Annotated in this window: 26 protein-coding genes; all 26 read left to right on the plus strand. The window is 36.0% G+C overall.

What is annotated here, in order from left to right:
- Positions 1-3: 3 nt before the first annotated feature.
- The 26 genes from rpsS (at position 4) to eno (ending at position 13,526) form a co-directional block, all read left to right on the plus strand.
- Positions 4-282 (plus strand): 30S ribosomal protein S19, encoded by a 279-nt coding sequence (gene rpsS, locus ACJJVJ_RS13480; protein ID WP_104515660.1) that lies wholly within the window; start codon positions 4-6, stop codon positions 280-282.
- An 8-nt stretch (positions 283-290) separates the two neighbouring features.
- On the plus strand, positions 291-701 hold the full coding sequence (rplV, locus tag ACJJVJ_RS13485) for a 50S ribosomal protein L22 (RefSeq protein ID WP_104515659.1): 411 nt from the start codon (positions 291-293) through the stop codon (positions 699-701).
- A gap of 7 nt (positions 702-708) precedes the next feature.
- Positions 709-1,434 carry a 30S ribosomal protein S3 gene (gene rpsC / locus ACJJVJ_RS13490; RefSeq protein ID WP_104515658.1) on the plus strand — a complete coding sequence of 242 codons (726 nt, stop codon included), beginning with the start codon at positions 709-711 and terminating at the stop codon, positions 1,432-1,434.
- Positions 1,435-1,446: 12 nt separating this feature from the next.
- Complete coding sequence (gene rplP / locus ACJJVJ_RS13495) at positions 1,447-1,866, plus strand: 50S ribosomal protein L16 (RefSeq protein WP_104515657.1); 420 nt, start codon at positions 1,447-1,449, stop codon at positions 1,864-1,866.
- A 9-nt stretch (positions 1,867-1,875) separates the two neighbouring features.
- The gene (gene rpmC, locus ACJJVJ_RS13500) at positions 1,876-2,058 is read left to right on the plus strand and encodes a 50S ribosomal protein L29 (protein WP_104515656.1); all 183 of its coding nucleotides are present in this window, start codon (positions 1,876-1,878) and stop codon (positions 2,056-2,058) included.
- Between the two features lie 7 nt (positions 2,059-2,065).
- Positions 2,066-2,323, plus strand: coding sequence for a 30S ribosomal protein S17 (rpsQ, locus tag ACJJVJ_RS13505; RefSeq protein ID WP_104515655.1), 258 nt, complete (start codon positions 2,066-2,068; stop codon positions 2,321-2,323).
- Positions 2,323-2,691: a 50S ribosomal protein L14 gene (gene rplN / locus ACJJVJ_RS13510; protein ID WP_104515654.1), complete on the plus strand. Its 369-nt coding sequence runs from the start codon at positions 2,323-2,325 to the stop codon at positions 2,689-2,691. The genes rpsQ and rplN overlap by 1 nt, the downstream gene beginning before the upstream one ends.
- Before the next feature lie 8 nt (positions 2,692-2,699).
- Positions 2,700-3,011, plus strand: a complete 312-nt coding sequence (gene rplX, locus ACJJVJ_RS13515; RefSeq protein WP_405370904.1) for a 50S ribosomal protein L24 — start codon at positions 2,700-2,702, stop codon at positions 3,009-3,011.
- 2 nt (positions 3,012-3,013) lie between these two features.
- Complete coding sequence (rplE, locus tag ACJJVJ_RS13520; protein ID WP_104515652.1) at positions 3,014-3,565, plus strand: 50S ribosomal protein L5; 552 nt, start codon at positions 3,014-3,016, stop codon at positions 3,563-3,565.
- Between the two features lie 6 nt (positions 3,566-3,571).
- A complete protein-coding gene (gene rpsN / locus ACJJVJ_RS13525) occupies positions 3,572-3,841 on the plus strand; it encodes a 30S ribosomal protein S14 (protein WP_104515651.1) in 270 nt (89 codons plus the stop codon).
- An 18-nt stretch (positions 3,842-3,859) separates the two neighbouring features.
- The gene (gene rpsH, locus ACJJVJ_RS13530) at positions 3,860-4,258 is read left to right on the plus strand and encodes a 30S ribosomal protein S8 (protein WP_104515650.1); all 399 of its coding nucleotides are present in this window, start codon (positions 3,860-3,862) and stop codon (positions 4,256-4,258) included.
- 9 nt (positions 4,259-4,267) lie between these two features.
- Entirely contained in the window at positions 4,268-4,810 is a 543-nt protein-coding gene (rplF, locus tag ACJJVJ_RS13535; RefSeq protein WP_405370907.1) for a 50S ribosomal protein L6, read from the plus strand.
- A gap of 12 nt (positions 4,811-4,822) precedes the next feature.
- The gene (gene rplR / locus ACJJVJ_RS13540; protein WP_104515648.1) at positions 4,823-5,170 is read left to right on the plus strand and encodes a 50S ribosomal protein L18; all 348 of its coding nucleotides are present in this window, start codon (positions 4,823-4,825) and stop codon (positions 5,168-5,170) included.
- Positions 5,171-5,188: 18 nt separating this feature from the next.
- Positions 5,189-5,713, plus strand: a complete 525-nt coding sequence (gene rpsE, locus ACJJVJ_RS13545; protein WP_104515647.1) for a 30S ribosomal protein S5 — start codon at positions 5,189-5,191, stop codon at positions 5,711-5,713.
- An 8-nt stretch (positions 5,714-5,721) separates the two neighbouring features.
- Positions 5,722-5,901, plus strand: coding sequence for a 50S ribosomal protein L30 (gene rpmD / locus ACJJVJ_RS13550; protein WP_104515646.1), 180 nt, complete (start codon positions 5,722-5,724; stop codon positions 5,899-5,901).
- 11 nt (positions 5,902-5,912) lie between these two features.
- Positions 5,913-6,365, plus strand: a complete 453-nt coding sequence (gene rplO / locus ACJJVJ_RS13555; protein ID WP_104515645.1) for a 50S ribosomal protein L15 — start codon at positions 5,913-5,915, stop codon at positions 6,363-6,365.
- A gap of 9 nt (positions 6,366-6,374) precedes the next feature.
- Positions 6,375-7,709: a preprotein translocase subunit SecY gene (gene secY / locus ACJJVJ_RS13560; protein WP_104515644.1), complete on the plus strand. Its 1,335-nt coding sequence runs from the start codon at positions 6,375-6,377 to the stop codon at positions 7,707-7,709.
- On the plus strand, positions 7,709-7,924 hold the full coding sequence (infA, locus tag ACJJVJ_RS13565; protein ID WP_013549436.1) for a translation initiation factor IF-1: 216 nt from the start codon (positions 7,709-7,711) through the stop codon (positions 7,922-7,924). The genes secY and infA overlap by 1 nt, the downstream gene beginning before the upstream one ends.
- Position 7,925: 1 nt before the next feature.
- Positions 7,926-8,042, plus strand: coding sequence for a type B 50S ribosomal protein L36 (ykgO, locus tag ACJJVJ_RS13570; protein ID WP_015361145.1), 117 nt, complete (start codon positions 7,926-7,928; stop codon positions 8,040-8,042).
- Between the two features lie 3 nt (positions 8,043-8,045).
- The gene (gene rpsM / locus ACJJVJ_RS13575; RefSeq protein ID WP_104515643.1) at positions 8,046-8,420 is read left to right on the plus strand and encodes a 30S ribosomal protein S13; all 375 of its coding nucleotides are present in this window, start codon (positions 8,046-8,048) and stop codon (positions 8,418-8,420) included.
- A 12-nt stretch (positions 8,421-8,432) separates the two neighbouring features.
- Positions 8,433-8,822: a 30S ribosomal protein S11 gene (gene rpsK / locus ACJJVJ_RS13580; RefSeq protein WP_104515642.1), complete on the plus strand. Its 390-nt coding sequence runs from the start codon at positions 8,433-8,435 to the stop codon at positions 8,820-8,822.
- An 84-nt stretch (positions 8,823-8,906) separates the two neighbouring features.
- Entirely contained in the window at positions 8,907-9,512 is a 606-nt protein-coding gene (gene rpsD / locus ACJJVJ_RS13585) for a 30S ribosomal protein S4 (protein WP_104515641.1), read from the plus strand.
- A 23-nt stretch (positions 9,513-9,535) separates the two neighbouring features.
- The gene (locus ACJJVJ_RS13590; RefSeq protein WP_104515640.1) at positions 9,536-10,528 is read left to right on the plus strand and encodes a DNA-directed RNA polymerase subunit alpha; all 993 of its coding nucleotides are present in this window, start codon (positions 9,536-9,538) and stop codon (positions 10,526-10,528) included.
- Between the two features lie 30 nt (positions 10,529-10,558).
- On the plus strand, positions 10,559-11,029 hold the full coding sequence (gene rplQ, locus ACJJVJ_RS13595) for a 50S ribosomal protein L17 (protein WP_104515639.1): 471 nt from the start codon (positions 10,559-10,561) through the stop codon (positions 11,027-11,029).
- Positions 11,030-11,124: 95 nt separating this feature from the next.
- Positions 11,125-12,243: a glutamine-hydrolyzing carbamoyl-phosphate synthase small subunit gene (carA, locus tag ACJJVJ_RS13600; protein WP_405370912.1), complete on the plus strand. Its 1,119-nt coding sequence runs from the start codon at positions 11,125-11,127 to the stop codon at positions 12,241-12,243.
- Entirely contained in the window at positions 12,240-13,526 is a 1,287-nt protein-coding gene (gene eno, locus ACJJVJ_RS13605) for a phosphopyruvate hydratase (RefSeq protein WP_405370914.1), read from the plus strand. The genes carA and eno overlap by 4 nt, the downstream gene beginning before the upstream one ends.
- Positions 13,527-13,671: the final 145 nt, after the last annotated feature.

A 13,671-nucleotide genomic window follows, 5' to 3' on the forward strand; every position in this document is an offset into this window, starting at 1 on the left:
ATTATGGCTCGTTCACTTAAAAAAGGACCTTACGTATTTCATAAACTTGAATCTAAGGTGGCTCAAAATGTTGAGTCTGGTAAAAAAACTGTAATAAAAACTTGGTCTCGTGCGTCTATGATTACGCCGGACTTCGTTGGTCAGACAATTGCTGTTCATAACGGACGTCAGTTCATACCTGTGTATGTTACTGAGAACATGGTTGGACATAAACTTGGGGAATTTTCACCTACTAGATCTTATAGAGGTCATGGTGGTGCTAAGAATAAGGGTAAAAAATAATCTAAGCTATGGGAGTTCGTAAAAGACAAATGGCTGAAAGGCTAAAGGAAGAGAGAAGTAAGATAGCGTTTGCAAAATTAAACAACTGTCCTACATCTCCAAGAAAGATGAGATTGGTTGCTGATATAATTAGAGGTAAAAAGGTTGAGGATGCGTTAAATATCCTTAAGTTTTCTTCTAAAGAAGCGGCAAGAAGATTAGATAAGTTAGTTCTTAGTGCTGTTGCAAATTGGCAGGCTAAGAACGAGGATGCTGATGTGGCTGAGGCTGGACTCTTTATTAAAGAGATTCGAGTTGATGGTGGTGCTATGTTAAAAAGATTGCGTCCAGCACCGCAGGGTAGAGCACATAGAATAAGAAAAAGATCAAACCACGTTACTCTTGTGTTAGGTCAGACTAATAATTTAGAGGTTAACTAATAAAGGTATGGGACAGAAAACAAATCCAATAGGAAATCGTTTAGGTATCATCAGAGGATGGGAATCTAATTGGTACGGTGGAAATGATTATGGTGATAAACTTGCTGAAGATGATAAAATACGCAAGTATATTCATGCTCGTTTATCTAAAGCTAGTGTTTCACGTATTATTATTGAACGTACTTTAAAGTTAGTTACAGTTACTATTACTACTGCTAGACCTGGTATTATTATCGGTAAAGGTGGTACGGAAGTTGATCGTTTAAAGGAAGAGTTGAAGAAGATATCTGGTAAGGATGTGCAGATCAATATTCATGAAATTAAAAGACCTGAGCTAGATGCGCATTTAGTAGGTTCTAGTATTGCTAGACAAATAGAGAATAGGATTTCTTATAGACGTGCTATTAAGATGGCTATTGCCGCTGCGATGAGAATGAATTCTGAAGGTATTAAAGTTCAGATTTCTGGGAGATTGAATGGGGCTGAAATGGCTCGTTCTGAATCTTATAAAGATGGTCGTATTCCTCTTTCTACTTTTCGCGCTGATATAGATTATGCTTTAGTAGAATCTCATACTACGTATGGAAGGATTGGAGTTAAAGTATGGATTATGAAGGGCGAGGTTTATGGTAAAAGAGATTTATCTCCTTTGGCTGGCTTAGCAAAGAAACAACAAGGTAATAAAGGTGGTGGTGCAAACAATCGTGGAGGCAACCGTCGTCGTAGAAAATAATAATAGCTAGAAATGTTACAACCTAGAAAAACAAAGTTTAGAAAACAGCAGAAGGGTCGCATGAAAGGTGATTCAGGACGCGGTAACCAACTAGCCTATGGGACTTTTGGAATTAAATCTTTAGATGCAAATTTCATTAATTCTCGACAAATCGAAGCGGCGCGTATTGCAGCGACTAGATTTATGAAAAGAGAAGGTTCTTTATGGATAAAAATATTTCCGGATAAACCTATTACGAAAAAGCCTTTAGAGGTACGTATGGGTAAAGGTAAGGGTAATGTTGAGTATTGGGCTGCAGTGGTTAAACCAGGTAGAATTCTTTTTGAAATCTCAGGTGTACCGCAAGCAGTTGCACAAGAAGCTTTAAGGCTTGCTGCTCAGAAATTACCAGTTAAAACTAAATTCATAGTCGCTCGCGATTATCAAGAATAGATTTGAGTTATGAAACAATCAGAAGTTAAAGGATACTCTCTTGAAGAGTTAAAAGATAAGCTTGTAGAATCACAAGTTGCTTACGGAGATTTGAAAAGGACTCATAGTATGTCACCGCTGGATAATCCTTCACAGATTACCAAGTTACGTAAGACTATCGCGAGAATCAAGACTGCTATCAACAATAAATAGTACGACAATGGAGACTAGAAATTTAAGAAAAGAACGTGTAGGTGTTGTTAAAAGCAACAAGATGGACAAGAGTATTGTCGTAGCTGAAGTTAAAAGACAGAAGCATCCTATGTATGGTAAATTCGTTTTGAAAACTAAGAAATATGTTGCTCACGACGAAAATAATGACTGCAACGAAGGAGATACAGTTCGTATTATGGAAACTCGTCCTTTGAGTAAGTCTAAGAATTGGAGATTAGTAGAAATAATAGAAAGAGCTAAGTAATGGTACAACAAGAATCGAGATTAAGAGTCGCTGATAATACTGGTGCAAAGGAAGTTCTTTGTATACGTGTTCTTGGTGGTACTAAAAGAAGATATGCTTCGGTTGGTGATAAGATTGTTGTTTCTGTAAAGGAATCAACTCCTAATGGTAATATAAAAAAAGGTGCTGTTTCTACAGCGGTTGTAGTGCGTACTAAAAAAGAGGTGAGAAGACCTGATGGTTCTTATATCCGTTTTGATGATAACGCCTGCGTTTTGTTAAATCCTACATCTGACATGAGAGGTACTCGTGTTTTTGGACCTGTAGCACGTGAATTACGTGATAGACAGTTCATGAAAATTGTATCACTTGCTCCAGAAGTACTATAATAATTATTATGGCAAAGTTAAAAATTAAAACCGGAGATACAGTTAGAGTAACTGCTGGTGAGCATAAAGGTGCTGAAGGGAAAGTAGCAAAAGTTTTTATCGAAAAGAATAGAGCTATTGTAGAAGGTGTTAATATGGTTTCTAAACATGAGAAACCTAGCGCTACTAATCCACAAGGTGGTATAAAAGAAAAAGAGGCTGCATTACACGTTTCTAACCTTTCTTTAATAGATAAGAATGGTAAGAATACTAGAGTTGGATATGAATCTAAGGATGGTAAAAACGTTCGTTTTGCTAAAACAACTAAAGAAGTAATATAATCATGTCATATTTACCAAGATTAAAAGGAGAATATAAAGAGCGTATTGCTGATGTTTTACAGAAGGAGTTTGCTTACAAGAATGTAATGGAGATTCCAAAGCTTCAGAAGATTGTACTAAGCCGTGGGGTTGGTGCTGCTGTAGCAGATAAGAAACTTATCGATTATGCATTGGAAGAACTAACGACTATAACTGGACAAAAAGCAGTTGCTACTTTATCTAAGAAAGATGTTGCGGCATTTAAGTTGCGTAAGGGAATGCCTATCGGTGTTAAGGTAACATTACGTGGAGAACGTATGTATGAATTTTTGGACCGTTTCGTAACCGTTGCTTTACCAAGGGTTAGAGATTTTCAAGGAATCAAAGCAGACGGTTTTGATGGAAGAGGAAATTATAATTTAGGTATTACTGAGCAAATTATATTTCCAGAGATAAACATAGATAAGGTTAACAAAATTTCAGGTATGGATATTGCTTTCGTTACCAGTGCTAATACTGATAAAGAAGCAAAGTCATTACTTACGGAACTAGGTTTACCATTTAAAAAGAACTAAGTAGAGATGGCAAAAGAATCAATGAAAGCGCGCGAGCGCAAGCGTCAGGCATTAGTGGATAAATATTCTGCTAAAAGAAAGGCACTTAAGGAAGCTGGCGACTACGAGGAGCTACAAAAGTTACCTAAGAATGCGTCTCCTGTTAGATTACATAATCGTTGTAAATTAACGGGAAGACCTAAGGGTTACATGAGACAATTTGGTATTTCTCGTGTAATGTTCAGACAAATGGCAAATCAAGGTTTAATCCCAGGCGTTAAAAAAGCTAGTTGGTAATCGCTTAAAGATATATTTATGAATACAGATCCAATCGCAGATTATCTAACGAGAATTAGAAATGCTGTAAGAGCAAATCACAGAGTAGTTGACGTTCCTGCTTCAAAATTAAAAAAAGAGATTACTAAAATCTTATTTGATCAGGGGTATATCTTAAGCTATAAGTTTGAAGATAACACAACTCAACAAAATATCAAAATCGCTTTAAAATACGATAGAGATACAAAGGAATCAGTAATAAAAGATTTACAACGCTTATCAAAGCCAGGTTTACGTAAGTATTCAGGAGCTAATGATTTACCACGTGTTCTTAATGGTCTTGGTATTGCAATCATATCTACTTCTAGAGGTGTTATGACTGACAAGCAAGCTCGTTCTGAGAACGTAGGAGGTGAAGTTCTTTGTTACGTTTATTAATATACAGCTATGTCTAGAATAGGAAAAAATCCAGTAACTATACCTGCTGGTGTTACAGTAAAAGTTGAAAACAACGAGATTGTTGTAGAAGGAAAATTAGGAAAGTTGGTTCAGCCTTTTTCTGATGTATCAATTGAGGTTGACGCGGAAGAAGTAGTAGTTACTAGACCTTCCGATGCTAAGGATCATAGAGCTAAACATGGCTTGTACAGATCTTTAATTAGCAATATGGTTGAAGGTGTTTCAACAGGTTGGACTAAGGAGTTAGAACTAGTTGGTGTTGGATATAGAGCATCAAATCAAGGGCAAAAATTAGATTTATCTTTAGGTTTTTCTCACAATATCGTTTTGAATATAGCTTCTGAAGTTAAGGTTGAAACGATCTCAGAGAAGGGTAAAAATCCTCGTGTAAAGCTTACATCATTTGACAAGCAGTTAGTTGGTCAGGTTGCTGCTAAAATTCGTGGTTTCCGTCCGCCAGAGCCTTATAAAGGAAAAGGTGTTAAGTTTGTTGGAGAAATTATTAGAAGAAAAGCTGGTAAATCAGCATAATTTATAGATATTATGGCATTTTCAAAGTCAGCAAGAAGAATAAAAATTCGTAGACGCATTCGTAAAACAGTTAATGGAACGGCTTTACGTCCTAGGTTATCTGTTTTTAGAAGTAATAAGGAGATTTATGCTCAAGTAATTAATGATGTAGATGGAGTGACCATTGCATCGGCTTCATCACGTGAATTAAAATCTACTGCTGGAAAGGTGGAGGTTGCTAAGGAAGTAGGTATTGCAGTTGCCGCTAAGGCTAAAGCTGCTGGTATTGAATCTGTTTCTTTTGATCGTGGTGGATATTTGTACCATGGTCGTGTGCTATCTCTTGCAGAGGGAGCTCGTGAAGGTGGTCTTAAATTTTAATTTGAAACATTTAATATAATGTACCAAAAATATAAAAACGTAGAAACGGTTAAGCCAGGAGGACTTGAGCTTAAGGATCGTTTAGTAGGTGTTCAACGTGTTACTAAGGTGACAAAAGGTGGTCGTGCATTTGGATTTTCTGCAATAGTTGTTGTAGGTGATGAAAATGGAGTTGTAGGTCATGGTTTAGGTAAATCTAAAGAGGTTTCTGAAGCTATTTCTAAATCTGTTGAAGATGCAAAAAAGAATTTAGTACGCATACCATTGCTAAAGGGAACTATTCCTCATGAGCAAAAAGGTAAGTTTGGTGGTGCTAGGGTGTTATTGATGCCTGCATCAACTGGTACCGGAGTTATTGCTGGTGGAGCAATTAGAGCTGTACTTGAGGCTGTAGGTGTTCATGATGTACTTAGTAAAAACCAGGGTTCTTCTAATCCTCATAATGTAGTTAAGGCAACTTTTGATGCTTTATTACAATTGAGAAGTGCAGAAACAGTAGCGAAGCAAAGAGGGATTTCAATGAATAAAGTATTTAACGGATAATTTCTATTATGGCTAAGTTAAAAGTAAAAAAAGTACGTAGTGCTATTAATAGGACTGCAAGACAAAAGAGGACTCTTGAGTCTCTTGGTCTAAGAAAAATGAATCAGGTTGTAGAGCATGAAGATAATTCTGTGATACAAGGAATGATCGCAAAAGTTCAACATTTGGTTTCTGTAGAGAAGGCTTAAAAATATTTATAATGGGTTTACATAATTTAAAACCGGCTGAAGGTTCTGTAAAGAGATCTGCAAAGATTATTGGTCGTGGTCAGGGATCTGGTAAAGGTGGTACTGCAACTCGTGGTCATAAGGGAGCTAAATCTCGTTCTGGTTACTCTAAGAAAGTAGGTTTCGAAGGTGGTCAAATGCCTCTTCAGCGTCGTGTTCCTAAATTTGGTTTCACGAATATTAATCGCAAGGAATATGCGGGAGTTAATTTAGACGTTATTCAGGCTTATCATGAGGCTGGTAGGTTTTCGGATACAATCACTATAGGTGATTTAGTTGCTGAAAGATTGGTTTCAAAAAATGACTTGGTAAAGATTCTTGGTCGTGGTGAGTTGAAGGCTAAAGTTAATATAACTGCACATAAATTTACTTCTACTGCAAAAGCTGCTATAGAAGGAGTAGGTGGACAAGCACAAACAATTTAATTTTACTCGATGAAGTTAATTGAAAATTTAAAGAATGTTTGGCAAATAGAAGAGCTAAGGGATCGTATTTTAATGACCTTTAGTTTGCTTCTTGTTTATAGGTTTGGTGCTCAAATTACCTTACCAGGTATAGATTCGACTCAATTAGTTGGTTTGGCTTCTAATTTTAAGGACGGAATTGGTGGTATACTTAATGCTTTTACAGGTGGTGCTTTTGCTAAAGCCTCTGTTTTTGCCTTAGGTATTATGCCGTATATATCTGCTAGTATTGTTGTTCAGTTAATGGGTATAGCTATACCTTATTTACAAAAACTTCAAAAAGAAGGTGAGTCTGGTAGAAGAAAGATTAATCAAATAACTAGATGGTTAACGATTGGTATTTGTTTAATACAAGCACCTAGCTATATGCTGTCTTTAGGTTCTTTAGGTGTTCCTGAGTCTGCATTTATGATGCAGGATCAACAAACTTTGTTTTTAGTAATTAGTACAATAATTTTAGTTACTGGCTGTGTTTTTGCAATGTGGCTTGGTGAAAAAATTACGGATAAAGGTATTGGTAATGGTATTTCATTATTAATCATGGTCGGTATTATTGCTACTTTGCCTCAAGCGTTTATTCAAGAAATAGGCTCTAGAGTAGATGGAGTAGGTGGATGGTTTCTCATTATTGTAGAAGTAGTGATTTGGCTTCTTGTTATAGCGGCTTGTATTATGCTTGTTATGGGTGTTAGAAAGATACCTGTTCAGTATGCTAGAAGGTCTGCAACTGGCGGTTATGAGAAGAATGTTTTCGGTTCTCGTCAGTATATTCCTCTTAAACTTAATGCTTCTGGCGTTATGCCAATAATTTTCGCTCAGGCTATTATGTTTGTACCGTCGGCTATTGGGCAGATGGATGCATCTTGGGCTAAGTCTATTGGTACTGCTTATGGCGATATTTTTGGTTTCTGGTATAATTTAACTTTTGCACTATTAATCATAGTTTTTACTTATTTTTACACCGCGATAACAGTTCCAACTAATAAGATGGCTGATGATCTTAAAAGAAATGGTGGTTTTATACCTGGAATTAGACCAGGGACTGAAACTTCTGAGTACTTAGATCGTATCATGTCACAGATTACATTACCTGGTTCTTTGTTTTTAGCAGCAGTGGCTATTTTTCCTGCAATTATTTCATTAATGGGTGTTACTCAATCATGGGCTTTGTTTTATGGTGGTACGTCATTATTAATTATGGTTGGAGTAGCAATAGATACAATGCAACAAATTAACTCTTATCTTCTTAATCGTCATTATGATGGTTTGATCAAGACTGGTAAGAATAGAAAAGCAGTAGCATAATGGCAAAACAATCAGCGATAGAGCAAGATGGTTCTATCATAGAAGCACTTTCTAATGCAATGTTTAGAGTTGAGTTAGAAAATGGTCACGTCGTGACTGCGCATATTTCAGGTAAAATGCGTATGCACTATATTAAATTATTACCTGGTGATAAAGTGAAATTAGAAATGAGTCCTTACGATCTTTCGAAAGCAAGGATAACTTATAGATACTAAAATGAAAGTAAGAGCGTCAATTAAAAAAAGAAGTGCTGACTGTAAGATAGTTCGTCGTAAGGGCAGACTATACGTCATTAACAAAAAGAATCCTAAATTTAAACAAAGACAAGGGTAAGCTATGGCTAGAATTGCAGGGGTAGATGTACCTAAAAATAAACGTGGAGAGATTGCATTAACTTACATTTACGGTGTAGGTAGGAATCGTGCTAAAGAAGTTCTTATGGCTACAGGAGTCGGTGTAGATAAGAAAGTTAGTGATTGGAATGACGATGAGATCAGTAAGATTCGTGCTGCTATTGGTGAATATACTATTGAAGGTGAATTAAGATCTGAGACGCAGTTGAATATTAAACGTCTTATGGATATAGGATGTTATAGAGGTATTCGTCATAGATCTGGGCTTCCATTAAGAGGTCAGCGTACAAAGAATAATTCTCGTACACGTAAAGGAAAACGTAAGACTGTTGCTAATAAAAAGAAAGCAACTAAATAATAAGTAACTGATATGGCAAAGTCTAAAGCGGTAGCTAAAAAACGTAAAGTTATAGTAGATAGTGTTGGTGAGGTTCACATTTCATCATCTTTCAATAATATTTTGATATCTCTAACAAATAAAAAAGGTGAAGTGATCTCTTGGTCATCAGCTGGTAAAATGGGTTTTCGTGGTTCAAAAAAGAATACACCTTATGCAGCGCAATTAGCAGCTGAGGATTGTTCTAAGGTGGCTCACGAGGCGGGATTACGTAAAGTGAAAGCATACGTAAAGGGACCTGGTAATGGTCGTGAAAGCGCTGTTCGTTCAATTCATAATGCAGGAATCGAAGTAACTGAAATCATTGATGTTACTCCTTTACCACATAATGGTTGTCGTCCTCCGAAAAGAAGAAGAGTTTAATTTAATTTTAATATCGAGTGATTATTAGATCATTGAAGGATATAGACCTGAATTCATGATACATCACTCACAAAATTTATAGAAATGGCAAGATATAGAGGTCCTAAGGCAAAGATTGCTCGTAGATTCAGAGAACCAATTTTTGGCCCTAGTAAAGCGTTGGAGAAGAAAAACTATCCTCCAGGTATGCACGGTAACGCAAGACGCCGTGGTAAAGAGTCTGAATATGCTGTTCAGCTCAAAGAGAAGCAAAAAGCTAAGTATACTTACGGTATTTTAGAAAAGCAATTCAGACTTATGTTTGACAAAGCTGTTCGTAGTACAGGTATTACAGGTGAGGTGTTACTTCAACTTTGTGAGTCAAGACTAGATAACGTGGTTTATCGTATGGGTCTTGCTAGAACAAGAAGAGGAGCTAGACAACTTGTTTCTCACAGACACATGACGGTTAACGGTCAGTTGGTGAATATTCCTTCTTACCAATTAAAACCAGGTGATGTTGTTGCAGTTCGTGAAAAGTCAAAATCTTTAGCTACTATCGATGATTCTTTATCAAGTAATGATCGTGTTTACGATTTTATAACTTTCAATAAAGCTTCTTTATCAGGTACTTTCGTTAGCGTTCCAGAACGTCTACAGATTCCTGAAAATGTTAAGGAACAACTGATAGTAGAATTGTACTCTAAATAATAACCAATTCATTAAGTAATCTTATGGCAATATTAAATTTCCAAAAGCCGGATAAAGTAATCATGATTGATTCGACTGATTTTGAAGGAAAATTCGAATTCAGACCGTTAGAACCAGGTTATGGACTTACCGTTGGTAATGCACTTAGAAGAGTACTTTTATCTTCTTTAGAAGGGTTCGCTATAACTTCAATTCGTATTGAGGGTGTGGATCATGAATTTTCTACAATCGAAGGTGTTGTTGAAGACGTTACTGAAATTATTCTTAATTTTAAACAAGTACGTTTTAGAAGACAAATTGACGAGGTAGATAGCGAAGTTGTTAATGTATCTTTTTCAGGTAAGAATCAATTTACTGCCGGAGATTTGCAAAAACATATTTCAGGTTTTCAAGTTTTGAACCCTGATATGGTTATTTGTAATACTGAAAGTAGTGTTAGTCTTAATTTAGAACTGACTATTGAAAAAGGTCGTGGTTATGTTCCTGCAGAGGAAAATAAAAACGTAAGTGCTGCGATTGGTACTATAGCAATAGATTCTATTTTTACACCTATTAAGAATGTTAAATATAGCATTGAAAACTATCGTGTAGAACAAAAGACAGATTTTGAAAAATTAGTTTTTGAAATTGTAACGGATGGTAGTATTCATCCAAAGCATGCATTAACTGAGGCTGCTAAAACTTTAATTCATCACTTTATGTTATTTTCTGATGAGAGAATAACTCTAGAGGCAGATGAGATAGCTCAGACTGAAACTTATGATGAAGAAAGTCTTCATATGCGTCAGTTGCTTAAGACTAAGTTAGTAGATATGGAGCTTTCTGTAAGAGCTTTAAACTGCTTGAAAGCTGCTGAAGTTGAGACATTGGGTGATCTTGTTTCTTATAACAAGAATGATTTGATGAAGTTCAGAAACTTCGGTAAGAAGTCTTTAACTGAGTTAGAAGAATTAGTAAATGTCAAAGGCTTGAACTTTGGTATGGATCTAGCAAAATATAAATTAGACCGTGACTAGGTTCTTCCTAGTTCAAGAATATAATACAAAATGAGACACGGAAAAAAAGTAAACCATTTAAGTAGAAAGACTGCACACCGTAAGGCTATGCTTTCAAATATGAGTTGTTCTCTTATTGAGCACAAACGTATAAATACTACTGTGGCTAAGGCTAAAGCGCTTAAGCAATTTGTTGAGCCATTGATAACAAAGTCTAAAGAGGATACAACTCACAATAGAAGATTGGTTTTTGCTAAACTTAGAAGTAAGGAAGCAGTAACAGAACTTTTTAGAGATGTAGCTGCAAAAGTAGGTGACCGTCCAGGTGGTTACACTAGAATTATCAAATTAGGTAATAGACTTGGTGATAATGCAGACATGGCTATGATAGAGCTTGTTGACTATAATGAAATCTATAAGTTAGAAGCTGGTGCTAAAAAAGCAACTACTAGACGTAGTAGAAGAAGTAAGTCATCTTCTGCCGCTGCTGTAGCTGATACAAAGTCAAATGAAGAAGAGTAAATTTCTTTATAATATGTAGAAAAAGGATCAATGATTATTTCATTGATCCTTTTTTTTTGCATTTTTTTTAGATTATTTTTGAATACAAACTGATTATGGGATATTTAGAGAAAAAAGACGCCATTATTTTGTTGGAAGATGGAACCATTTTTCACGGTAAGGCGGTAGGTAAGGGTGGTACTTCCACAGGCGAAATTTGTTTTAATACCGGAACTACGGGATATCAAGAGATCTTTACAGATCCTTCTTATTTCGGTCAGATTATGGTTACTACAAATGCGCATATTGGTAATTATGGTGTAACTAGTGTCGATGAAGAGTCAGACTCTGTGAAAATAGCAGGATTAATTTGTAAGAATTTCTCTGAAGTATTTTCAAGAGAAGCTGCACAAGGTGATTTGTTATCTTATTTAGAGAAAAAGGACCTAGTAATTCTATCAGACGTAGACACTCGTGCACTAGTTTCATATATTAGAGATAATGGTGCTCAAAATGCTATTATTTCTACTGAAATTGATGATTTAGATGGTCTTAAAAGACAACTAGCTACCGTTCCTTCCATGAAGGGCTTGGAGTTATCTTCTCAGGTTTCTTGCAAGGAGCCTTATTTTTATGGAGATGAAAATTCTAACATTAGAATTTCAGCCCTTGATTTAGGTATTAAAAAGAATATTCTTCGCAACCTAGCGAATCGTGGTGCTTACATAAAGATATTTCCATTTGATTCTACTTATGAACAAATGAAATCTTTTAATCCAGATGGTTATTTCCTATCAAATGGTCCTGGTGATCCAGAACCTTTAACGCAAGCAGTTCTTACTGCTAAGGATATTTTAAATGCTGAGGATCCATTATTCGGTATTTGCCTAGGACATCAAGTTATAGCTTTAGCAAATGGAATATCTACTTTTAAAATGCATAATGGTCATCGCGGTATTAATCATCCCGTTATGCATGTAGAAACTGGCAAAGGTGAGATAACTAGCCAAAATCATGGTTTTGCAATAAGTAGAGAAGATACTGAGAATAATTCAGATATCTCCATCACACATTATCATCTTAATGATAACACAGTTGCTGGTATAAAGCATAATAGTAAGCCATGTTTTTCAGTACAATATCATCCAGAAGCTGGCCCTGGTCCAAATGACGCTACTTATTTATTTGACCAATTTATCAATCTTATTAACTCAACAAAAGAAGTAACAATATGAGTACAATTATAGAAGTTCACGCAAGACAAATCTTTGATTCAAGAGGTAATCCTACTGTAGAGGTGGATGTCGTTACATCAAACGGAATTATGGGTAGAGCAGCAGTTCCATCTGGAGCTTCTACTGGTGAGCATGAAGCGGTAGAATTGCGCGATGGCGGTAAAACTTTTATGGGTAAAGGTGTAAGTAAAGCTGTTAATAATGTGAATACCATTATTGCTGAAGAGCTTTTAGGAACTTCGGTTTTTGAACAAGCCTATATTGATCAATTAATGATACAATTAGATGGTACTCCTAACAAAGCTAGTTTAGGTGCCAATGCTATTTTAGGTGTTTCATTAGCTTGTGCAAAAGCCGCAGCTAGTGAGCTTAACCAGCCTTTATATAAATATATAGGAGGTATGAGTGCGAGTACTCTTCCAGTTCCTATGATGAATATCATTAATGGTGGATCGCATAGTGATGCGCCTATTGCTTTTCAAGAATTTATGGTTATGCCGGTAGAGGCAGAAAGTTTTTCTCATGCTCTTCAAATGGGTACTGAAATCTTTCACCATTTAAAGAAAGTTCTTCATGATAGAGGATTAAGTACTGCAGTAGGGGATGAAGGTGGTTTTGCACCTACATTAGATGGAACAGAAGATGCTTTAGATACTATATTGTTAGCTATCAAAAATGCAGGCTATGAACCAGGAACACAAGTGATGATCGCTCTTGACTGTGCTGCTGCTGAATTTTTTGTAGATGGAAAATATGACTATACTAAGTTTGAAGGTGAAACTGGGGTTATTAGAACTTCAGAAGAGCAAGCAACTTACCTTTCTGATCTGGCAGATAAATATCCTATTATCTCTATCGAAGATGGAATGGATGAAAACGATTGGGATGGTTGGAAATTTTTAACAGAAAAAGCTGGTCATAAAGTACAACTCGTAGGTGATGATTTGTTTGTTACTAACGTAGAAAGACTTTCTAGAGGTATTGAAAATGATATTGCAAATTCTATTTTAATTAAGGTTAATCAAATCGGTACTCTAACAGAGACTATCGCAGCTGTAACTATGGCACACAAAGCAGGATATACATCTGTGATGTCCCACCGTAGTGGAGAGACTGAAGATAATACTATTGCAGACCTTGCTGTGGCGTTATCTACAGGACAGATAAAAACAGGTTCTGCATCACGTTCAGACCGTATGGCAAAGTATAACCAACTTATCCGTATAGAAGAAGAGTTAGGTGATGCTGCTTATTACCCAGGTAGAAAAGCATTTCAGTTTTAATATAATTGATATTATTCCGCTTTCGCGAAAGCGGTAAAACACAAGCCACCTAGAACATAGGTGGCTTTTTTTATTGATATATGTTCATATCACTGGTTTTTAAAATCGATTAAATGCGTTAAAAGCCAATTAAAAGCGCATTTGA

The sequence above is a fragment of the Nonlabens sp. Asnod2-A12 genome, from assembly GCF_045063745.1.
GTDB lineage: Bacteria > Bacteroidota > Bacteroidia > Flavobacteriales > Flavobacteriaceae > Nonlabens > Nonlabens xylanidelens.